We start from the raw sequence: 20415 nt of genomic DNA, 5'->3' as shown, positions 1-20415 counted from the left end.
CGTCCGATCAATCGGCCGACACCAGCGCCAGGGCGGCATTCAGTGTCTGGCTGGGCCGCATGGCGGTCGCCGCCAGATCACCATCCGGATGATAGTAGCCGCCGATGTCCACCGGCTGGCCCTGCACCCCATTGAGCTCTTCGACGATCTGCGCTTCCTTGGCCGTCAATTCATCGGCCAGCCGGGTGAACAGACGCTTGAGTTCGGCATCATCGTCCTGGGCGGCCAGCTCCTGCGCCCAGTAGAGTGCCAGATAGAAGTGGCTGCCGCGATTGTCCAGCTCACCGACCTTGCGCGACGGCGACTTGTTGCTGCGCAGGAATTCGCCGTTGGCCCGGTCGAGGGCCGAGGCCAGCACCCGTGCGCGGGCATTGTCGAAGCTCTTGCCCAGGTGTTCCAGCGACGCCGCCAGCGCCAGGAATTCCCCCAGCGAGTCCCAGCGCAGGTGGTTCTGCTCGAGCAGCTGCTGCACATGCTTGGGGGCACTGCCGCCGGCCCCGGTCTCGAAGAGGCCGCCGCCATTCATCAACGGCACGATGGACAGCATCTTGGCGCTGGTACCGAGCTCCACGATCGGGAACAGGTCCGTCAGGTAGTCGCGCAGCACGTTGCCGGTGACCGAGATCGTGTCCTGCCCCTGACGGATGCGCTGCAGGGAGAACTGCATGGCCTCCACCGGTGCCATGATACGGATATCCAGGCCACCGAGATCATGCTCCTGGAGATAGGCCTCGACCTTCCTGATCAGCTGGGCGTCATGTGCGCGCTCGGCATCCAGCCAGAAGACGGCCGGCGTCTCGCTGTCACGCGCACGGTCCACCGCCAGCTTGACCCAGTCCTTGATCGGCGCGTCCTTGGTCTGGCACATGCGCCAGATATCGCCCTGCTCGACGCGATGCTCGAACAGCACCTCGCCGGCGGCCGTGGTGACGCGCACCGTGCCGTCGCCGGGGATCTGGAAGGTCTTGTCGTGGGAGCCGTACTCTTCGGCCTTCTGGGCCATCAGGCCGACGTTGGGCACGCTGCCCATGGTCGTCGGATCGAAGGCGCCATTCTCCCGGCAGTCCTCGATCACTGCCTGGTAGATGCCCGCATAGCAACGATCGGGAATCACGGCCTTGGTATCATGCTGAGCGTCATCGGCGCCCCACATCTTGCCGCCATCACGAATCATGGCCGGCATGGACGCATCGATGATGACGTCACTGGGCACGTGCAGGTTGGTAATGCCCTTGTAGGAGTCGACCATGGCCATGCTCGGGCGCTCGGCGTACAGGGCCTCGATGTCGCCCCGGATCTCGCTCTGCTTGTCCTCCGACAGCTTGCCGATGACGCTGTAGAGATCGCCGATCCCGTTGTTGGGGTCGAAGCCGACGCTGGCCAGATCATCGGCGTGCTTGTCGAGTACCTCGCGATAGAACTCACTGACCACGGCACCGAAGATGATCGGGTCCGAGACCTTCATCATGGTGGCCTTGAGGTGCAGCGAGAACAGCACATCCTGCTGTTTGGCATCGGCGATCTGCTCGGCCACGAAGCCACGCAACGCCTGGCGGTTCATCACCGCGGCATCCAGCACCTCGCCGGCGAGTACCGGGATGGAATCCTTGAGGACGCTGACATCACCGTTGTCGGCGGCCAGTTCGATGGTCACACGGGTATCGGCATCGAGGCAGGCCGACTGCTCGCTGCTGTAGAAGTCGCCCTGGGTCATGTGCGACACATGGGAACGCGAATCTCCTGCCCATTTCCCCATGCGATGCGGATACTGACGTGCGTAGGCCTTGACCGAGCCCGGCGCACGACGATCGCTGTTGCCTTCGCGCAGCACCGGGTTCACGGCGCTGCCCTTGGCGCGGTCGAAGCGCTCCTTGATGTCGCGCTGTTCGTCACTGGCCGGCTCGTCCGGATAATCGGGCAGTGCGTAACCCTGGCCCTGGAGTTCCTTGATGGCGGCCTTGAGCTGGGGCAGCGAAGCACTGATGTTGGGCAGCTTGATGATATTGGCTTCGGGCGTCTTGGCCAGCTGCCCGAGTTCGGCGAGGTGGTCGCCGAGTTGCTGATCTGCCGTCAGCACATCCGAAAACTGCGCGATGATGCGACCGGCCAGGGAAATATCGCGGGTCTCGACCGAAATGCCCGCCGAGTCGGTATACGCATCGATAATCGGCAACAGGGAATGAGTCGCCAGGGCCGGCGCTTCATCGGTAAGCGTGTAGATAATTTTCGGCGTTTTTGACATATTGACGTAGAATCCTCTTATCAATGCGGGACATGGACCCGGCAGGCATTCGCCCAGCCACCCATGCAGGTAAACAACCCGGCACGGCCCCTGATCAGCAGCCTTCAGCGTGAACGGCGCCATGCACAAAAAATCTCGCCATGCCGGCTCTATCGGCCTTGCGGGCGCTCCGAAGAGAAACGCCATCATACCAGCCCGCAGCCAGGGACGCATGAGTCAGGACATGCAATACCGGTCCACACGACTGCCACACAAGCCAATGCACGAGGGCGTTAATGAGCGGGCTCTATCTTCTGCACAAGCCTTATCGGGTGTTGTCCCAGTTCACGGACGAGCCATCCGCGGGAACGCCCTCCGGTCGTGCCACCCTGGCGGATTATATCCCGGTCAGCGGCATCTACCCCGCCGGACGCCTCGATCATGATTCCGAAGGCTTGTTACTCTTGTCCGATGATGGCGAGCTCATTCACCGCATCAGTCACCCGCGACACAAGCAGCCCAAGACCTACTGGGTACAGGTGGAAGGCCGGCCGGATGACGCGGCCCTGACCGCCCTGCGCTCGGGCATCGAACTCAAGGATGGCGTCACGCGACCGGCTCGGGTCCGCCGCCTGGCAGACGTGACGCCCGCGCCGCGTCATCCGCCGGTCGACCCCCGCCGGCACCCCGAGACCCAATGGCTGGAACTGATCATCAGCGAGGGGCGCAACCGACAGGTACGCCGGATGACGGCCCACGTCGGCCATCCGACACTGCGCCTGATCCGTACGGCAATCGGCCCCTGGACACTGGAGGGCCTGGCACCGGGCGAGTGGCGCTATGCGCCCCTCAACGCGCCACGTCGCAAACCTTCACGCCGGCCACCCAAGAGGAGACGCCAATGAGTCGCTGGCAACCCTTCGTCAGCGTCGCCACCGTGGTGGAACGCGCGGGCTGTTACCTGATGGTCGAAGAAGCCATCGATGGTTCGCCGACGCTGTTCAACCAGCCTGCCGGCCACCTGGAGCCCGGCGAACGCATCCGTGACGGCGCACTGCGCGAATTGCGCGAGGAAACGGCCTGGCAGGTCGGCATCACCGACTACCTCGGCATGTATATCTATCGCACCCCTGACGGCAAGACCTTTCACAGTCATGGCTTTCACGGCATGGCCCTGGCACACCTCGGCAATGCGCTGGACGCCTCCATCGTGGCGGTTCACTGGCTGTCCCTGGAGGAACTTGAAGCGCTGGATCGTGAAGGACGCTTGCGCAGCCCGCTGGTCATGCGCCGCATCCGCGACGCCATGGCCGAACGCTTCTACCCCATGGACGTGATACACGAGCTCTAAAGAAGGAAGAGAGAAGAAGGAAGAGAAAAGAACCAACCGACGACATAGTGACTACCCTCTTCCTTCTTCAAGGCGCGAAGCGCCGTTCTTCCCTCTTGCCCGGGGCGGCGCTGGCTTTTCACCGGCGCAAAGCTTCGAGCTTCGATTTCAAATCAGGTATAATCCTGCCCCATTTGCGACCGATTCAACCCGAGAGCGCCATGACAGCCACCAACGGCAAGGTCATCGTCGGCATGTCCGGCGGTGTCGACTCCTCTGTTTCCGCCCAGTTACTGATCGAACAAGGCTATGACGTGGAAGGCCTGTTCATGAAGAACTGGGACGAGGACGACGGCACCGAGTATTGCACCGCCAAGGAAGACCTGGCGGATGCCGAGGCGGTGTGCCGCAAGCTGGGCATTCACCTGCACACGGCCAACTTCGCCGCCGAATACTGGGACAATGTGTTCGAGCATTTCCTCGCCGAGTATCAGGCGGGCCGAACCCCCAACCCGGATATCCTCTGCAACCGCGAGATCAAGTTCAAGGTCTTCCTCGAATACGCCGAGATGCTGGGCGCCGACTGGATCGCCACGGGCCATTATGTACGCCGAGGCGAGCGCAATGGCCGCGCCCGGCTGCTCAAGGGGCTCGACGTCAACAAGGACCAGAGCTACTTCCTGCACGCCGTTCCGGAAGCCGCCATCGCCCGCAGCCTGTTCCCCGTCGGCGAGCTGGAAAAGTCCGAGGTACGGGCCATCGCCGAGCGCCATGAGCTGGCCACGGCACGCAAGAAGGACTCCACCGGCATCTGCTTCATCGGCGAACGCCGCTTCCGTGACTTCCTGCGTCAATACCTCCCGGCCCAGCCCGGCAGCATCGAGACGCCCGACGGGGATGTCATCGGCGAGCACATGGGGCTGATGTATTACACCCTGGGACAACGTCAGGGGCTGGGCATCGGCGGCCTGGCCAACTATCCGGATGCGCCCTGGTACGTGGCCGGCAAGGACCTGACGCGCAATGTGCTGACCGTGGTTCAGGGCAAGCATCATGCGCTGCTGTATACCGACAGCCTGGTCACCGAGGCCATGGACTGGGTGGCCGGCGCGGCCCCTGTCGACCAGGGCCGCTACATGGCCAAGACCCGCTATCGCCAGGAGGATGTGCCCTGCACCATCCGGGTCACGCCCGGCGGTGAAGTCGAGGTGCGCTTCGACGACCCGCAGTGGGCCGTCACGCCGGGCCAGTCACTCGTACTCTATGACGACGACATCTGCCTGGGCGGCGGTGTCATTCGCTCCATCTGGAACGCCTCGGAGGCCGCCGCATGACGACATCCACGCCGATCCATCCGGCCCCGGAATCCGCCACCGGGCGCCAGGCGCTGGCCCTGGCCGGCGTCTTTCAGGCGGCCAGCCTGGTGGACGAGCTGGCCCGTACCGGCCATGTCGAGCAACGCGCCTGGGAAACGCTGATGCACGCCACCCTGGAGACGAGTCCCGCGAACTTCGAATCCATTTACGGCGGCCATCCCAACAACCTGCGCCCCGGCCTCGACGCCCTCGACAGCATGCTGGGGCGTCGCCAGGCCAACCCGATGGTGATGCGCTACGGTTTCGGGATGCTGATGCTGATGGGCAAGTTGCGTGGCAACACCGGCATGATGGACGACCTGGGGCAGCGCCTGGCCCGAACACGGGCCCAGGCCGAGCACTTCGGCGAAACCCATGAGAACATCATCGCCAGCCTCGGCGAGGCCTATCAGCAGACGCTCTCGACCCTCAAGACCCGCATCGTCGTGCAGGGCGACCCATCGCTGCTGCAGAGCCGCATGATGCCCGAGCGGGTACGGGCCTGCCTGCTCGCCGGCGTGCGCTTCGCCCTGCTCTGGCACCAGCAGGGCGGACGCCGCTGGAAACTGCTCTTTCAGCGCGGCGCCCTGAAGAAAGCCCTCGACACCCTGTAACCGTTCACGTCCACTCGGAACCCGATCATGCAACCAAGCCCCCTCTCCTTGTCAGCTCTCACCGCCATTTCGCCTGTCGATGGGCGTTACGGCAACAAGGCCGACATCCTGCGCGAGCATTTCAGTGAATTCGGCCTGATTCGCGCCCGTGTCACTGTCGAAGTCCGCTGGTTGCAGCGCCTCGCCGCCCATCCCGATATCCGCGAGGTGCCGGCGCTATCCGCCGAGGCCACACAGGTGCTGGACGCGCTGGTCGACAATTTCTCGGTCAACGATGCCGAGCGCATCAAGGACATCGAGCGCACCACCAATCATGACGTCAAGGCGGTCGAGTACTTCATCAAGGAACGCATCGCCGACACCCCCGAACTGCATGCCGTCACCGAGTTCGTGCATTTCGCCTGCACCAGCGAGGACATCAACAACCTCTCCTATGGCGTGATGCTGACCGAGGGTCTCGCCACCCTGCTGCCGATCATGCACCGCGTGGCCGACGCCATCGCGCGCCTCGCCGCCGAGCATGCCGAACAGCCGATGCTGTCGCGCACCCACGGCCAGACCGCCAGCCCGACGACCCTGGGCAAGGAAATGGCCAACGTGGCCTACCGTCTGCGCCGTCAGCTCAAGCAGATCGAAGCCGTCGAGATTCTCGGCAAGATCAACGGTGCGGTGGGCAACTACAATGCCCACCTGACCACTTACCCGGAAATCGACTGGGAAGCCAATGCGCAGACCTTCGTCGAGGCCCTGGGCTTGACCTTCAACCCCTATACCACCCAGATCGAGCCCCACGATTACATCGCCGAGCTGTTCGATGCCATCTGCCGCTACAACACCGTGCTGATCGACTTCGATCGCGATATCTGGGGCTACATTTCACTCGGCTATTTCAAGCAGAGCACCGTCGCCGGCGAGATCGGCTCCTCGACCATGCCGCACAAGGTCAACCCCATCGACTTCGAGAACTCCGAAGGCAACCTGGGACTCGCCAACGCCATCCTTGGCCACCTGGCCGAGAAACTGCCGATTTCACGCTGGCAGCGCGACCTGACCGACTCGACCGTGCTGCGCAACCTGGGCACCGGTCTCGCCTATGGCCTGATCGCCTACCAGGCGTCGCTCAAGGGCATCGGCAAGCTCGAAGCCAATGCCGCGCGCCTGGACGCCGACCTCGACGCCAGCTGGGAGGTACTCGCCGAGCCGATCCAGACGGTGATGCGGCGTTACAACATCGAGAAGCCCTATGAAAAGCTCAAGGAACTGACGCGCGGCAAGCAGATCGACCAGGCCGGCTTTGCCGCCTTCATCGACAGACTGGAGCTGCCCGATGACGTCAAGGCAGAGCTCAAGGCGCTGACGCCGGGCACCTACACCGGCAATGCCAGTGAGCAGGCGCGCAAGCTGTAAGCTGCCCACGCGAGTGACGAGAGACGAGTAACGAGTGACGAGAAACGAGCTGTTGGCAGCCAGGTTACCGGGTTGGGTGGCTGGAAGCTGGAAGCTGGAAGCTGGAAGCTCGAAGCTTGAAGTTCGAAACTCGAGGCTCATGGCTCGTCGCTCACGGCTCGTAGCTCGTAGCTCGTAGCTCGCAGCGCGTGACTCACCTCCATCACTCAAGTTTTTATCGACTCAGGTGGCTTTATGTCTTCCGATACCCCGTTACCCATGCTCGGCGGCCTGACCGCGACGGAATTCCTGCGCGACTACTGGCAGCAACAGCCACTGCTGATTCGCGGTGCCTTCCCGGATATCGAGAGCCCGCTGTCCCCCGATGAGCTGGCCGGGCTGGCCTGCGAGGACAACATCGAAGCGCGCCTGGTCGAGGAAAACGGCCCCGAAGGACCCTGGCAGGTCAGTCATGGCCCCTTCGACGAGGCCACCTTTGCCCGCCTGCCCGAGCGCGACTGGACACTGCTGGTCCAGGCAGTGGATCACTACGTGCCGGAGGTCGCCCAGCTGCTGGAACGCTTCACCTTCCTGCCACGCTGGCGACTCGACGACATCATGATCAGCTACGCACCTCCCGGTGGCAATGTGGGCCCGCATGTCGACCAATATGATGTCTTCCTGCTGCAGGCCAGCGGTCAGCGCCAATGGCAACTCGGCGGACAGGTGCCGGAGGATGCGCCGATCATCCAGGGCATCGACTTGAAGATTCTCCAACGCTTCGAGGTTCAGCCCGACAAGGACTGGATCCTGGAGCCCGGCGACATGCTGTATCTGCCCCCCGGCTGGGCCCATCACGGCATCAGCCGCGCCGATGACTGCATGACCTTTTCCATCGGCTTCCGGGCCCATTCGGCGGACGAGGCCGTGACCTCCTACGCCGACTACATCGGTGAACAACTGCCGGGCTCGAAGCGCTACGCCGATGCCGGCATGGCCGCCCCTGCCGACCCGGCCGAGATCGATGACGCCTCCCTGGCGCGCATGCGGACACTGATTCTCGAATCACTGGACGACCCCGATCAGATGGCGCAATGGTTCGGCCGGGTGATGACCCAGCCCAAGTACGTCGACCAACTGGTCCCCAATGACACCCCGACCGACCCGGACGAGCTTGTCGCCGCGCTACACGCCGGCGAGGCGCTGGAGCCCAGCCTGGGGTCACGTCTCGCCTGGCGTGCCCTGGATGATCAGCAGGCCACCCTGTTCGCCGATGGTGACGGCATCAGGTGCGCCCTGCCGCTGGCCCGCGACCTGGCCAACGCCAGCCTTATGGATGCCGGGCTACTTTCGCATGCCGAAGCCCCGGCACTGCTGACCCGCCTGCTGGATGCCGGCAGCCTGGACTGGGTCCAGGACGACGAGGATTGATGCCATGTCCCATTCCCTGAACATTCGGCAAGGCAGCTGGAGCGAGCTGGGGGATGCCGCCGGCGAGATTCGTCGCAGCGTCTTCATCGACGAGCAGCAGGTGCCCATCGAGGAGGAATGGGATGGCCGCGACCCGGAGTGCCGGCATTTCCTGGCACTGGATGCCACTGGCCGGGCGCTGGGCACCGCCCGGCTGCTGCCCGATGGCCACATCGGCCGGGTGGCGGTTCTCCAGGAGTCCCGCGGCCGGGGAGCCGGCCTCGCCCTGATGCAGGCCGCCATCGACGCGGCGCGCCAGCGCGGGGATGCTCAGGTGATGCTGGCGGCACAGATTCAAGCCCTGGCTTTCTACGAGAGACTGGGGTTCATCGCCGAAGGCGAGACCTTCATGGAGGCCGGAATTCCGCATCGCAACATGGTGTTGCTGCTGAAGAACTGACCCTCTTCCCCGCTTCCTGCCACGGAAAATGACTACACAAATCCCACCCGGGATGCCCTTCCTGTAGTCAAGTTACAACCTGACCTTCCCCCAAATGACAATGGCTGATTCGCGTCATACGGGGCCATAGTGATCCACAAGACAGGCGTTGCCGCCAGTTGAAGACGACGCCAGCGTCGTTCGGCAGAGCTTGATGATGCCGTATGCCGAGTCGGTTCATGCATTCCAGCAACCGCATCAATGGCCCGGAACGACCAGCAGATTTCGCAATTGCAGCAAAGACGCGACACCCCGGTATTTTCTGCATGAAGGAGAGGATCACTCCATGGCCAATTTTCACGATGAACGTCAGACACTGTCCCAGGAACGTGAAGCCCGTGACGGCAAGTGGGCCAATATCAACCCCGAACACGCCGCGCGCCTGCGACTGCAGAACCGCTTCCGCACCGGTCTCGACATCGCGCGCTACACGGCAGGCATCATGCGCGAGGACATGGCCGCCTACGATGCCGACACCAGCCGCTATACCCAGTCGCTGGGTTGCTGGCACGGTTTCATCGGTCAGCAGAAGATGATTTCCATCAAGAAGCACTTCGGCGAGACCCAGGGACGCTACCTCTATCTCTCGGGCTGGATGGTGGCCGCCATGCGCTCGGAATTCGGCCCCCTGCCCGACCAGTCGATGCACGAGAAAACCAGTGTGCCCGCCTTGATCGAGGAGCTCTACACCTTCCTGCGTCAGGCCGACAGCCGCGAGCTCAACCACCTCTTCCGCCAGCTGGATGAAGCCCGCCAGGCCGGCGACGAGGTCAAGAGCCGGGAACTGACCAGGCGCATCGACAACTTCGAGACGCATGTGGTGCCGATCATCGCCGATATCGACGCCGGCTTCGGCAATGCCGAGGCCACCTACCTGCTGGCCAAGAAGATGATCGAGGCCGGCGCCTGCTGCCTGCAGATCGAAAACCAGGTCTCCGACGAGAAGCAATGCGGCCACCAGGACGGCAAGGTGACCGTGCCCCACGAGGATTTCATCGCCAAGATCAATGCCCTGCGCTATGCCTTCCTGGAGCTGGGTGTGGAAGATGGTGTCATCGTGGCGCGCACCGACTCCCTCGGCGCTGGCTTGACCCAGAAGATTGCCGTCAGCCACGAACCGGGAGATCTCGGCGATCAGTACAACGCCTTCCTCGATGGCGAGGAAATCACCTCGGCCGACGAGATTCACAGCAGTGATGTGGTCATCAAGCAGCAGGACAGGCTGGTCAGGGTCAAGCGACTGGCGTCGGGCCTGTACCAGTTCAAGCCGGGCAGCGGCGAGTACCGCGTGGTGCTCGACTGCATCACCAGCCTGCAGAATGGGGCCGACCTGCTGTGGATCGAGACGGAGAAGCCGCATGTCGGCCAGATCAAGGGCATGGTGGACCGTATCCGCGAGGTCTGTCCGGATGCCAAGCTGGTCTACAACAACTCGCCGTCCTTCAACTGGACGCTGAATTTCCGTCAGCAGGTCTTCGATGCCTGGGCAGCGGAGGGGCAGGACATGTCGGCCTATGTGCGCGACGACCTGATGAGTGCCGAATACGACGACACCCGGCTGGCCGCCCTGGCCGACCAGTGGACGCGCGATTTCCAGCGCGATGGCGCCCGGGAAGCCGGCATCTTCCACCACCTCATCACCCTGCCCACCTACCATACGGCCGCCCTGTCCACGGACAGCCTGGCGCAGGGCTACTTCGGCGACATGGGAATGCTCGCCTATGTCGAGGGCGTGCAACGCCGGGAAATCCGCGAGGGCATTGCCACCGTCAAGCATCAGGACATGGCAGGCTCCAACATCGGCGACGATCACAAGGAGTTCTTCCATGGCGAAGCCGCTCTCAAGGCGGGAGGCAAGGACAACACCATGAACCAGTTCGGCTGATCGGCATCTCAATGATGAAGGGAACAGACGGGGAGGTCCGACCTCCCCGTTTTGCCATGTCGGCATGGCAGCTAGACTGAAGCCAGTCTCGAGTGACAGGCTTGGCAAATTGCAGGATTGCCGTTAGTATTTTTGCGAACAGCGTTTCAAAACCTGGGGCAACAAGCAGACAAGGAAAGCGACAGCCTGCAACACCGATCTCGCTGTCCAGATGACATGACCAATGGATGAATGAGCCTAGGAGGTTCTCAACATGCTGAAACGTCTACTTCCCGTACTGGCCTTGAGTGTTCTCACCCTCGCCGGGTGTGCCAACTCCAACCCCTACTCCGGCAATGTCTATTCCGGCAACGATGCCAAGACATCCCAGAGCGTGACCATCGGCAACATCACGGCGCTGCGTCCGGTGCAGATCCAGGCCGACAGCCGTGCCGGCGGCATCCTGGGTGGCGGTGGCGGCGCCATCCTCGGCGGCCTGCTGGGTAGCCAGGTCGGCGGCGGGTCCGGTCGCCAGCTGGCCACCGTCGCCGGGGCCATCGGCGGCGCCGTGGCCGGCAGCAAGGTCGAGGAGTCATCGAACCTGATCGATGCCGTGGAAATCGAGGTTCGCAAGAACAACGGCGAGCAGGTCGTGGTGGTGCAGCGTGCCGAGCAGAATCAGCAGTTTCAGGTCGGCCAGAAGGTCCGCCTGATCGGCAGCGGCCGCAACGTCAGCGTCGCACCCTACTGATCCCTCGACGGGGTATGGCGCCCCGGCGGCCTCCGCCAGCGCCATTGATCCTCATCGGGAGGCGGGATCGGCGAAACAGCCGCGACGTCCCATAAAAAGGGCATGGCCGTAACCGGCCATGCCCTTTTTTACACTATCCCGCCTGCCGCATTCCGCCGCCTTGACGAGGCAGGCTCCGATCACGGCAGACAGCGCCACCACCTAGGTGACCAGCGATTGATGCGACTGGCACACAGCTATCGGGGCGAGTCGTGACAGAACACGGGGCAAGCGGCTGGAGAGAGGCCTCCGAGCCCTGAAGTCGGCGGGAAGAGCACAAGTCAGGCAGCGAACAAGGGGGAAGCCCTCCCCCTCGTTAGACGACGCGACAAGATCAGTGCAGGTCGACCTTGTTCATGGCCCAGCAGGCCAGCTTGCCACCGACCAGAGCCAGGACGCCGATGATCAACAGCGTCATCAGGAGTTCGACCGGGCGAACGATCGCCGTGGCCAGCAGCACGGCAATGGCAGGACTCCAGACCCAGCGATCGTCATCGCTGCGCAGCAGGCTGGGAACCAGCTTGTCCAGTGCGCCACTGACGGACGCCTCCCAGCGTTTGATACACAGCGTCAGGATCACGGCAAAGGCGATCAACCAGATCACGGTCACGAGCATGGCGGACTCCACAAAGGTCGGCAGGATGGTCATTCAGTCAGTCCAGAGGGTATCCCTGAGCGGCATCCCACGCAACCGGATGGCCAACAAGTGAACGTGGCTCAGGCACAACCGGATTAACCTGAAAAATGTCCAGCACCACTGACAGAGGCCAATAGCTCACGTTACCATGGTCTTTTACACGCACTCACCAATAGGTTCATCAATGCAAATTGCGCAGAATTCAGTTGTCGCGTTTCACTACACCCTGACCAACGACTCAGGTGAAGTGCTGGACAGCTCCGAGGGTCGTGAGCCGCTGACCTATCTCCACGGCGCCGGCAACATCATCCCGGGTCTCGAGAAGGAAATGGAAGGTCGTGCGCCGGGCGAGAAGCTGCAGGCACAGGTCACCCCTGAAGAAGGTTACGGTGAAGTTCAGCCGCAGCTGGTTCAGGAAGTCCCGCGCGATGCGTTCCAGGGCGTCGAAAACGTCGAGCCCGGCATGCAGTTCCAGGCCCAGACCGAAGGCGGCCCGCTGATGGTCACCGTGACCCAGGTCGAGGGCGACACGGTAACGGTCGACGGCAACCATCCGCTGGCCGGCCAGCAGCTGAACTTCGACGTCGAGATCGCTGAAGTTCGCGAAGCCAGCCAGGAAGAAGTCGAGCATGGCCATGTTCATGGCGAAGGCGACGAGCAGTAAAGCTCGCCGCATCGCCAGCCGGTGATGCTTGAATATCGGGAGCGGCCACATGGCCGCTCCTTTTTTATGGTGGCGAGTCTTGCCGGCGAGCGGTGCTCAGCCCTCTCCCGCCTCCGGGTCAGGCGACGCCGCCAGCCCGGCAAGCGTCCTGTAGCCGCCCCAGAGCCTGGTTGCGGTGGTCAGCAGGCACGCCGCACCGAATAGCGTGGCCAGCCAGGGGAAGAGCCCCGGCCACAGGCAGAAGGCCACCAGGGCCAGCACGGTTTCGGTGCCTTCAGTCAGGCCGTGCAGGTAATAGAATGACTTGCGCTGGAAGTGAGGCCGCTCCAGGCCATGCCGGGATGCCATGATGGCGAAGGCCAGGAAAGAGGTACCCGTGCCGACGAAGGCGAAGAGGAGAAAGGCCCCCGCCACGGCATTGGCGCCCGGATCGGCCAGCACGAATCCCAGTACCACGGCCGCATAGAAGACGAAGTCCAGGCCGATATCCAGGAAGCCTCCGGCATCGCTATCCTGACCACTATGACGCGCCAAGGCCCCGTCGAGGCCATCCCCCAGTCGATTCAACAGGATGGCCGCCAGTGCGAGCCAGTAGGCCTGCCAGGCCAGCAAGGGAACCGCCAGCATGCCCACCGCAAAGGCGGCGCAGGTTACCTGGTCCGGCCGAATGTGCCAGCGAGCCAGTAACCGGGCGACCGGCTGCAGAGGGCCTTGCGTCAACGGCATTGTCCAACGATCCAGCATGCGCGCTCCATGGGCAAAGAGAAGAGTCTATGGGGTCGAGGCGAAACCCGGGGCGAGCGAACGACGTACAAGGGCATGAGACCCGCCCGGAAAACGTCAAGGCAGACGCCATCATCCGGAACCTCGAGCGTGCTTTGCCATCCTACCCTTAACAGAGCCGTTATTTCAGGAGCGCATATGATGTCCCACTTTCGCTGGACGACTCTCTGGCCATTGCTGCTGGCCACCAGTCTCTCTCCCTCGACCCTGGCCGAAGACCGGAACACCGCCAGCGCCGTGTTCGCCGCCGGCTGCTTCTGGTGTGTCGAGGAAGCCTACGACAAGGTGGAAGGCGTCGTCGCCACCACCTCCGGCTTCAGTGGCGGCGATGTCGCCAATCCCGGTTATGACCAGGTCGTGGCCGGCGGCACCGGGCATGCCGAGGTGGTCAAGGTCGAGTACGACCCCGAAAAGGTCGACTACAGCACGCTGCTGTATGTGTTCTGGCGCAATGTCGACCCCTTCGCCGAAAACCGTCAATTCTGTGACCAGGGCGCCTCCTACCGCAGTGCCCTCTTCCCCATGAACCAGGCCCAGCGTCAGGCCGCCGAAGACAGCCGTGCCGAGGTCACCGAGCGCTTCGAGCGGGAGGTCGCCACCGAGATCAACGACTTCAAGGCCTTCTACCCGGCCGCGGAATACCACCAGGATTATTACGACAAGAACCCGCTGCGCTACCAGTTCTACAAATCCGCCTGCGGACGCTCGGATCGACTGGAGGAAATCTGGGGCGACGAGGCCGAAGCCAGCCGCCAACCCTAAGGCGGGCAGCGCAGCAGGTGACACAAGGCGTGACAGCCGCGAGCCGGACAAGGCCACGGCGTCCGTTACCGGGGCGCCGTGTCAGCCCTCGCCGGTACCGCCCGGGTACAGGGGCACATCCAGGCGCTGCGCCAGATGCTGTGTCTCGAGGGGGCGACGACTCTGCCAGTAGTAGCGCTGCCAGTACTGGTTATCCAGCGAGGAAAGGCGTACACCACTCGACGAGGAGGCGTGCATAAAGCGTCCGTCGCCGACGTAGATCCCGACATGACGATAGGCGCCGGGCGGCCGGAAGAACACCAGGTCACCGGGACGCAGCTCGGACTGCGCCACACGGCGCCCTTCATGTACCTGATTGGCCGTGGTACGCGGCATGTCGAGCTGAAAGGTGTCCGCGAAGACATTCTGCACCAGCGCCGAGCAGTCCACCCCGCGCCGGGTCGTGCCGCCAAGCTGATAGGGCGTGCCCAGCCAGCGTTCATGCTGATCCATCAGCGCCCGGCGTACCAGCGCCGGCGGCGGACTGGCATTGTTGCGTGCCTGCCATGCAGCATCCTGAGCCGGCGACATCATCGGCTCATGGCCGCCCGGCATGCCCGGCAGATCCCGGGCGAAGTAGTCATCAGGCGCCGCTTGCGACGCCATCGAGGAAGAGGAACTGCCCGAGGAGGCGCAGCCTGTCAACAATCCACATGCAACCACGGTAAATGCAAGACGGCGGGACGTCGGGTTTAACATCCTTGTTCCCTCACACTGTACTCCTCCTGCTGGTGTGTCCCGGGACACTGTCAGTCATGTACGCGATGAGACATCGTGCATGTAAAACGGTTCAATACCGGCCGGAGATCGGCGGCTGGCGCCGGCTTCAATCGGCTTATAAGGACTCAGGATAGACATTTCCGTCATAATAACCAAGAAGTGTCTGGATTTTCAGACACTCAGTGAAGAATGCGCTCGTCTCCCGGCAGCGTATCCACATGCATGGGGGCCCAGTGACGCGGCCGGGTTCCCGGAAACTCCAGGCTCGCCCAGGGCCCGCACAGGGGCGGCGCGGCGGCCAGCCAGCTCGCCAGGGCCTGGCCCATGCTGGCCAGGAAGTCCTCGCGCTCGGAAGTTTCGCCCATGAAGAAGGAAAAGCCGGCATAAAGCCCGCGGGCATAAGCCTCCCAGCCACTGTAGTGTTCAGCGGCCAGCGAGTAGGCGCGTTGCAACCTGGCGACAAACCGCTCCTGCTCGAGCCAGCCCAGCTGACGTCCGGCAATCGCCAGGTCGACGGCCTGCGCCAGATCCCAGGCGATCAGGTCGATCTCATTGCAGCCATCACTGCCATCCCGCACGCGCTGCAGGCGCAGCAGATGGTTGCGTTCCTCCTCTCCGCACTCACCGCTCTCGATGATCGAGATCTCGGAGGCCAGGCGTGCCGGATTCAGGGTGTAGGGCGCATAGTTGATCTGGTACTCCTGGCGGTCGCCCACTTCCAGTAAGTAATCAATGAACTCGATCAACCCCTCCGTGCCCTGGACACCATAGTGCCCATCGACCCATTCGCGGATCGAGGCACACTCGCGCTCGCTTTCCGGTTGCGGCAGGCTCCAGATGGCACTGTTCAAGGGCCCCACCAGGGCCATGGCGGTGAAATGGGTCAACCCCGGGCGCATGCCGGGCTCCTGCCAGCCCTGTCCTCGCCAGTCGAGCCAGTGGAACAGACTGCCGGGGTCGTCGCGATGCCACAGGATGAGCGTTGCCAAAGAGGCCTGCTCCGGCTCGGGCAGGACGGCTTCCCATTGCGCCCAGGCAGCCAGCAGTCGTCGCGCATCGACATAAAAACGGCACAACGAGCCCTGCAGCGCACCGGCCAGGGTCGCCAGCTCGGATGCCTCGAACCACTCGCTGTCCATGGCCATCTGCAGATGAAAGGCAAACTTCTCGGCCATGTGAATGGTCGCGGCGTGACGGCTGGCATTGCCCAGCGCATTGCGTGCCTCGAGATCATGCTCGGCCACCGGCCCGAAGGGTGTCCGCGACGGCGGCAAGGCACCATGCGCCGCATCGGCGGCGAGCTGATTGAGGTGGTGCGCCTGGGCCGGCAACCAGTAGCGCCCCAGGGCCTGTGCTCCCTCATCGGCATGCAGATCGAGGGTCTCGGCCAGATAACCGCGGGCATCCTCGCGGCGGGCGTCGTCCAGTTGAACGGTCACTGCCTGGCGCAATGCCAGCTCGGGTTCACGTATCGAGGCCAGCGCCAGGACCCAATGACTCGGATCCCGACGCAGATCGCGGATGAAGGTCCGCGAAGCGTCGATCAGCTCCGGCGACAGCAGCTCCTGCAGTTCCGGTTTCCAGGGGCTCACCGGGGAATGCAGCAGGAGGCGCCAGTCGGCCTCGACGTCCGCCAGCAGGTCGCGTCCCTCGAAGAGGCTGCGGCCGCGCTGATAGGCGCGGGTCAAGGCAGGCCAGTCATGATAGCGACGCAGAATCAGATCCGCGCCATGCAGCGCGAAAAGCCGGGCTTCCGACACCTCCAGCCAGCCGATGCAGGCGCCGGCCCAGGCCAGATCGATCAAGCGAAGCCAGTCCCAGGCCGCCCATTCCAGGGGCTCCCCTTCTTCCACGAAGCCCAGCAGCACCCGGCCGAAATCCCGATCTCGCGGGTCCAGGCCGGCATGCCAGCGCCGCCGTGCTTCGGGCGTCGCCTCGCCGAGTCGTGCTGCATCCAGATCCCAGCCCTGGCGATCCCCCTGCGAGGCCAGCCACAGCAGCACGCGAATCAGGGAGTCACGACCCTCGATCTGCCAGGACTGGGACAACCAGGCGTCCAGGCCATGCCAGTCCACCGGGTCGGGCTGCGCCTCGAGCACTGGCTGAAAGGCAGCGCGCAAGCGCCAGATCCGGGACTCGGCTTCATCCGGCCACAAGGAGGTTCCATCGCTCGGGGCATCGAGGCTGTCATTCAACACCGGCCAGGTCACCCCTTCGCCGTCGTGCTCCAGCGCCGCCAGCGCCTCGCAGGCTTCGGCAAAGCCATCATCGCCCTTGACCCAGCCTTCGGCACTCCGCGCACGGCACAAGGCCGACAGCCATTCATCGAGGCTTGCATGCTGCGTGCGGATCGCCTCGGCCAGGCGACGCGCCCACTGCCGGGCTCGCGGGAGCGACAGCCATGTCGCCGCACCGGCCAGCGCCACGTACTCCAGGGCCGCCAGGAGTCGTGCCGGATCCGGGTGTCGACCATCCAGGGCTTCCACCAGCCGCCAGGCAAGTTCACCACGATCGACCACGCCGAGACCGACCAGGCGTTCGCACGCCTCGTCCCGCTCGAGTGTCAGCGGGTCAGGATCAAAGGCCCAACCGCACAACACCAGTTGTTGCGCCCACCAGGCATTCAAGGGATCGACCACGGCACACCTCGCCACACATGAGGATCGGGGCCTGTCGCCTGCGCCCCGGTGAATTCGGCGACATAGTGTAACGGAAAGCAGCCTGCGAGCCGATCATCAAATCGACGACGGGGGCCGGTTGGCTTGCGCCTGCGGCCAGTGACCCCGGGTTATGCGGGCCGGCCGGAGTTGTGGCATGGTGATATGCAGGAGCATACAGCCGCTCCGGCCGCTACCCGCGGTCGGCATCCGAGGCCGCCTTGCGCTAGGCTTTGACTGTGTCAGCGACTTGTCATCGCCGTCGAACTCTGCCGATTACAGGAGATGTCCATGAACAACGCCCAACTCAACGAACTCAAGCAACGCTATGTCGCCAGTGGTGCCGCCAGCCCCGCCACGGCATTCGCCGAGCGAGCGGAGAACGCCGAAGTCTGGGACGCGGATGGCAATCGCTTCATCGACTTTGCCGGCGGCATCGGCGTGCTCAACGTCGGGCATCGCCACCCGAAAGTCGTGCAGGCGGTGAAGGACCAGCTGGACAAGGTCATGCATACCTGCCAGACGGTGATGCCCTATGAAGGCTACGTGAAGGTCGCCGAAAAGCTCAGCCAGGTCACGCCGGTGCGCGGCCATCCCAAGGTCATGCTGGCCAACTCCGGTGCCGAGGCGCTGGAGAATGCCGTCAAGGTGGCACGCGCGGCGACCGGCAAGAACAACGTCATCTGCTTCGATGGCGGCTATCACGGCCGCACCTTCATGACCATGGCCATGAACGGCAAGGTCGCGCCCTATGCCACCGATTTCGGCAGCATGCCCGGCAACGTCTTCCGCGCGCCCTTCCCGGTGCCCTATCACGGCGTCAGCGAGGATGAAGCCCTGCGTGGCCTGAAGATGGCGCTCAAGACCGATGCCAACCCTCATGACACCGCAGCCATCGTGCTCGAACCGGTGCTCGGGGAAGGCGGTTTCTACCCCGCGCCGCCGAGTTTCCTCGAAGCCATCCGCGAGATCTGCGACGAGCACGGCATCATGATGATCATCGATGAAGTGCAGTCCGGCTTCGGGCGGACCGGCAAGTTGTTCGCCATCGAACACAGCGGCGTCGAGCCGGACATCATGACCATGGCCAAGAGCATGGCCGACGGCATGCCGATTTCCGCGGTGGTCGGCACCGACAAGGTCATGGATGCCTCCGGCGGCAATTCCCTGGGCGGCACCTATACCGGTAGCCCGGTGTCCTGCGCCGCCACCCTGGCCGTGCTCGAGGTCTTCGAGGAAGAGAACATCCTGGGCAAGAGCCAGGCCCTGGGCGACAAGCTGGCCAGCCGCTTCGAGGCCTGGCAGAACGCCTTCGACTGCATCGACAACGCTCGCAACATGGGAGCCATGGCCGCCTTCGACATGGTCTCGGACAAGGCCAATCACACGCCGGACGCCGCTCTGGCCGGCGCCCTGTGCAAGAAGGCCCGCGAAAACGGCCTGATCCTGCTGTCATGCGGCATGTACGGCAACACCATCCGCTTCCTGATGCCGGTGACCATCCAGGACGAGGTACTGGAAGAAGGGCTCGATATCATCGAGCGTTGCCTCAAGGAGCTCACCTGAGGCAAGGCCACGCCTGACCGTACCCGCCAAGAAAAAGGCGTCGCTCAACGAGCGACGCCTTTTTTGTGCGCATGAAGGGCAGGCCGTGTCAGGATTGCTTGACCTTGGCGATGATCCAGAGCAGCACCACGGCGCCAACGACGGCCGTGACCAGTGAACCGATAAAGCCGCCGGAGGACAGCCCCAGCAGGCTGAACAGGAAGCCACCGACCACGGCACCGACCACGCCGACGCCGATGTTGCCCAGCAGGCCGAAGCCGCCACCGCGCATGATATTGCCGGCAATCCATCCGGCCAGCCCACCAATGATCAACCACGCAATGATACCCATGCCACTCTCCTCTCAGATTGATGATACCCCGATGGTGCCTGTCACCGGCCTCAGAAGGAAGACCCCGGCTGTTCGAGAAAGGCCTGTTCCTCAGGGGTCGATTCACGCCCGAGGATGGCATTGCGATGCGGGTAACGCCCGAATCGCTCGATGATCTCGCGATGACGCAGCTCGAACCCGAGCTGATTTTCCAGTCCCGGCTGGGCAAAGAGTTCGACCGCTCGGTCGTGGATGGACAACGACTCGCTGTGCATGAAGGGCATGTACAGAAAGGCCCGCCGCGAGACGTCGAGCGCGCGATCCAGCCCCCTGTCGATCGCCTCCTGGGCGAGAATCAGCGCCAGCGGGTCGGCGACGAATGCCCGAGGGGTATCGCGATGGATGTTGCGCGAGAATTGGTCCAGCACGATGATCTCGGCCAGGCGCCCCTCGGCCGAGGTTCGCCAGCCGTACAGCTCGCCGCGCGACGCCGCGGTCAGCACAGCGGCAAAACGCTCGGCAATATCGGCATCCAGCGCCGAGTCCTTGCGAAACCAGTCACCGGGGCCCAGGTGCCCGAACCAGTAGCCGATGACTTCCTGTGATGTTGCCATGCAAACCTCCTCTGCCAGCCGAACGGCCTTGCCTTGAATGCGGGGTTCCGCGCCTGCCTTCATCATCCGCCTGAAGTCGGCTACACAATGCTAGACGAAAGGCGTATGGCATAATATACATAGCATCCTAAACTCCCGACGTCGCCGTAAATTTACGACAATTTTCAGCGTAAATGGCGTGCGACACGGTAATA

General features: G+C 63.5%; 19 protein-coding genes. 12 read left to right on the top strand and 7 right to left on the bottom strand.

Going from position 1 to position 20415, the window contains the following annotated elements:
- Positions 1-7 precede the first annotated feature (7 nt).
- Positions 8-2242 (bottom strand): NADP-dependent isocitrate dehydrogenase, encoded by a 2235-nt coding sequence (locus QWY79_RS12540; protein WP_290273209.1) that lies wholly within the window; start codon positions 2240-2242, stop codon positions 8-10.
- A gap of 275 nt (positions 2243-2517) precedes the next feature.
- On the opposite strand from QWY79_RS12540, the gene QWY79_RS12535 reads away from it, so the two are divergent.
- From QWY79_RS12535 to QWY79_RS12495, 9 genes are all read left to right on the top strand, one after another.
- Positions 2518-3126: a pseudouridine synthase gene (locus QWY79_RS12535; RefSeq protein WP_290273207.1), complete on the top strand. Its 609-nt coding sequence runs from the start codon at positions 2518-2520 to the stop codon at positions 3124-3126.
- The gene (locus QWY79_RS12530) at positions 3123-3572 is read left to right on the top strand and encodes an NUDIX domain-containing protein (protein WP_141317792.1); all 450 of its coding nucleotides are present in this window, start codon (positions 3123-3125) and stop codon (positions 3570-3572) included. Before QWY79_RS12535 ends, QWY79_RS12530 begins: the two co-directional genes overlap by 4 nt.
- Before the next feature lie 200 nt (positions 3573-3772).
- Complete coding sequence (mnmA, locus tag QWY79_RS12525) at positions 3773-4885, top strand: tRNA 2-thiouridine(34) synthase MnmA (protein ID WP_290273203.1); 1113 nt, start codon at positions 3773-3775, stop codon at positions 4883-4885.
- A complete protein-coding gene (gene hflD, locus QWY79_RS12520; protein ID WP_141317787.1) occupies positions 4882-5520 on the top strand; it encodes a high frequency lysogenization protein HflD in 639 nt (212 codons plus the stop codon). Before mnmA ends, hflD begins: the two co-directional genes overlap by 4 nt.
- A gap of 27 nt (positions 5521-5547) precedes the next feature.
- Positions 5548-6927 carry an adenylosuccinate lyase gene (gene purB, locus QWY79_RS12515; protein WP_290273201.1) on the top strand — a complete coding sequence of 460 codons (1380 nt, stop codon included), beginning with the start codon at positions 5548-5550 and terminating at the stop codon, positions 6925-6927.
- Between the two features lie 234 nt (positions 6928-7161).
- A complete protein-coding gene (locus QWY79_RS12510) occupies positions 7162-8337 on the top strand; it encodes a cupin domain-containing protein (protein ID WP_290273199.1) in 1176 nt (391 codons plus the stop codon).
- Positions 8338-8341: 4 nt separating this feature from the next.
- Positions 8342-8776: a GNAT family N-acetyltransferase gene (locus QWY79_RS12505; RefSeq protein WP_290273197.1), complete on the top strand. Its 435-nt coding sequence runs from the start codon at positions 8342-8344 to the stop codon at positions 8774-8776.
- Positions 8777-9101: 325 nt separating this feature from the next.
- Entirely contained in the window at positions 9102-10700 is a 1599-nt protein-coding gene (locus QWY79_RS12500) for an isocitrate lyase (protein WP_290273195.1), read from the top strand.
- Positions 10701-10956: 256 nt separating this feature from the next.
- Entirely contained in the window at positions 10957-11430 is a 474-nt protein-coding gene (locus QWY79_RS12495; protein ID WP_290273456.1) for an outer membrane lipoprotein, read from the top strand.
- A 373-nt stretch (positions 11431-11803) separates the two neighbouring features.
- Here the strand turns inward: QWY79_RS12495 and QWY79_RS12490 are convergent, their stop codons facing one another.
- Positions 11804-12118, bottom strand: coding sequence for a hypothetical protein (locus tag QWY79_RS12490; RefSeq protein WP_290273193.1), 315 nt, complete (start codon positions 12116-12118; stop codon positions 11804-11806).
- A gap of 172 nt (positions 12119-12290) precedes the next feature.
- On the opposite strand from QWY79_RS12490, the gene QWY79_RS12485 reads away from it, so the two are divergent.
- Positions 12291-12770: an FKBP-type peptidyl-prolyl cis-trans isomerase gene (locus tag QWY79_RS12485; protein WP_290273191.1), complete on the top strand. Its 480-nt coding sequence runs from the start codon at positions 12291-12293 to the stop codon at positions 12768-12770.
- A gap of 96 nt (positions 12771-12866) precedes the next feature.
- Here QWY79_RS12485 and QWY79_RS12480 read toward each other — a convergent pair whose 3' ends face one another.
- Positions 12867-13514: a CDP-alcohol phosphatidyltransferase family protein gene (locus tag QWY79_RS12480; RefSeq protein ID WP_290273189.1), complete on the bottom strand. Its 648-nt coding sequence runs from the start codon at positions 13512-13514 to the stop codon at positions 12867-12869.
- Between the two features lie 177 nt (positions 13515-13691).
- Between QWY79_RS12480 and msrA the strand changes: the two genes are divergently transcribed.
- Entirely contained in the window at positions 13692-14315 is a 624-nt protein-coding gene (gene msrA / locus QWY79_RS12475) for a peptide-methionine (S)-S-oxide reductase MsrA (protein ID WP_290273187.1), read from the top strand.
- Between the two features lie 81 nt (positions 14316-14396).
- Here msrA and QWY79_RS12470 read toward each other — a convergent pair whose 3' ends face one another.
- Both QWY79_RS12470 and QWY79_RS12465 read right to left on the bottom strand, forming a co-directional pair.
- A complete protein-coding gene (locus tag QWY79_RS12470) occupies positions 14397-14960 on the bottom strand; it encodes a C40 family peptidase (RefSeq protein WP_290273186.1) in 564 nt (187 codons plus the stop codon).
- 293 nt (positions 14961-15253) lie between these two features.
- Positions 15254-17713, bottom strand: a complete 2460-nt coding sequence (locus QWY79_RS12465) for a DUF1266 domain-containing protein (protein ID WP_290273184.1) — start codon at positions 17711-17713, stop codon at positions 15254-15256.
- Positions 17714-18022: 309 nt separating this feature from the next.
- Here QWY79_RS12465 and gabT point away from each other — a divergent pair, with 309 nt between their 5' ends.
- Positions 18023-19297, top strand: coding sequence for a 4-aminobutyrate--2-oxoglutarate transaminase (gene gabT, locus QWY79_RS12460; RefSeq protein WP_290273182.1), 1275 nt, complete (start codon positions 18023-18025; stop codon positions 19295-19297).
- An 88-nt stretch (positions 19298-19385) separates the two neighbouring features.
- On the opposite strand, the gene QWY79_RS12455 is transcribed toward gabT, so the two are convergent.
- A complete protein-coding gene (locus QWY79_RS12455) occupies positions 19386-19628 on the bottom strand; it encodes a GlsB/YeaQ/YmgE family stress response membrane protein (protein ID WP_290273180.1) in 243 nt (80 codons plus the stop codon).
- Between the two features lie 50 nt (positions 19629-19678).
- Positions 19679-20221 carry a DUF924 family protein gene (locus QWY79_RS12450; protein WP_290273179.1) on the bottom strand — a complete coding sequence of 181 codons (543 nt, stop codon included), beginning with the start codon at positions 20219-20221 and terminating at the stop codon, positions 19679-19681.
- Positions 20222-20415 lie beyond the last annotated feature (194 nt).

Source organism: Halomonas sabkhae, from assembly GCF_030409265.1.
GTDB classification, from domain to species: domain Bacteria; phylum Pseudomonadota; class Gammaproteobacteria; order Pseudomonadales; family Halomonadaceae; genus Halomonas; species Halomonas halmophila.
The sequence above is the reverse complement of the archived record's forward strand: the minus strand, read 5'-3'. Positions and strand labels throughout refer to the sequence as shown.

Bases quoted from the DNA above. Each gene is read 5' to 3' on its own strand.
- QWY79_RS12455 (WP_290273180.1), bottom strand. From the start codon at position 19,628: ATGGGTATCATTGCGTGGTTGATCATTGGTGGGCTGGCCGGATGGATT.
- hflD (WP_141317787.1), top strand. From the start codon at position 4,882: ATGACGACATCCACGCCGATCCATCCGGCCCCGGAATCCGCCACCGGG.
- QWY79_RS12485 (WP_290273191.1), top strand. From the start codon at position 12,291: ATGCAAATTGCGCAGAATTCAGTTGTCGCGTTTCACTACACCCTGACC.
- gabT (WP_290273182.1), top strand. From the start codon at position 18,023: ATGAACAACGCCCAACTCAACGAACTCAAGCAACGCTATGTCGCCAGT.
- QWY79_RS12500 (WP_290273195.1), top strand. From the start codon at position 9,102: ATGGCCAATTTTCACGATGAACGTCAGACACTGTCCCAGGAACGTGAA.
- QWY79_RS12535 (WP_290273207.1), top strand. From the start codon at position 2,518: ATGAGCGGGCTCTATCTTCTGCACAAGCCTTATCGGGTGTTGTCCCAG.
- QWY79_RS12530 (WP_141317792.1), top strand. From the start codon at position 3,123: ATGAGTCGCTGGCAACCCTTCGTCAGCGTCGCCACCGTGGTGGAACGC.
- QWY79_RS12510 (WP_290273199.1), top strand. From the start codon at position 7,162: ATGTCTTCCGATACCCCGTTACCCATGCTCGGCGGCCTGACCGCGACG.
- mnmA (WP_290273203.1), top strand. From the start codon at position 3,773: ATGACAGCCACCAACGGCAAGGTCATCGTCGGCATGTCCGGCGGTGTC.
- QWY79_RS12450 (WP_290273179.1), bottom strand. From the start codon at position 20,221: ATGGCAACATCACAGGAAGTCATCGGCTACTGGTTCGGGCACCTGGGC.
- QWY79_RS12490 (WP_290273193.1), bottom strand. From the start codon at position 12,118: ATGACCATCCTGCCGACCTTTGTGGAGTCCGCCATGCTCGTGACCGTG.
- QWY79_RS12505 (WP_290273197.1), top strand. From the start codon at position 8,342: ATGTCCCATTCCCTGAACATTCGGCAAGGCAGCTGGAGCGAGCTGGGG.
- msrA (WP_290273187.1), top strand. From the start codon at position 13,692: ATGATGTCCCACTTTCGCTGGACGACTCTCTGGCCATTGCTGCTGGCC.
- QWY79_RS12480 (WP_290273189.1), bottom strand. From the start codon at position 13,514: ATGCTGGATCGTTGGACAATGCCGTTGACGCAAGGCCCTCTGCAGCCG.
- QWY79_RS12470 (WP_290273186.1), bottom strand. From the start codon at position 14,960: ATGGCGTCGCAAGCGGCGCCTGATGACTACTTCGCCCGGGATCTGCCG.
- QWY79_RS12540 (WP_290273209.1), bottom strand. From the start codon at position 2,242: ATGTCAAAAACGCCGAAAATTATCTACACGCTTACCGATGAAGCGCCG.
- purB (WP_290273201.1), top strand. From the start codon at position 5,548: ATGCAACCAAGCCCCCTCTCCTTGTCAGCTCTCACCGCCATTTCGCCT.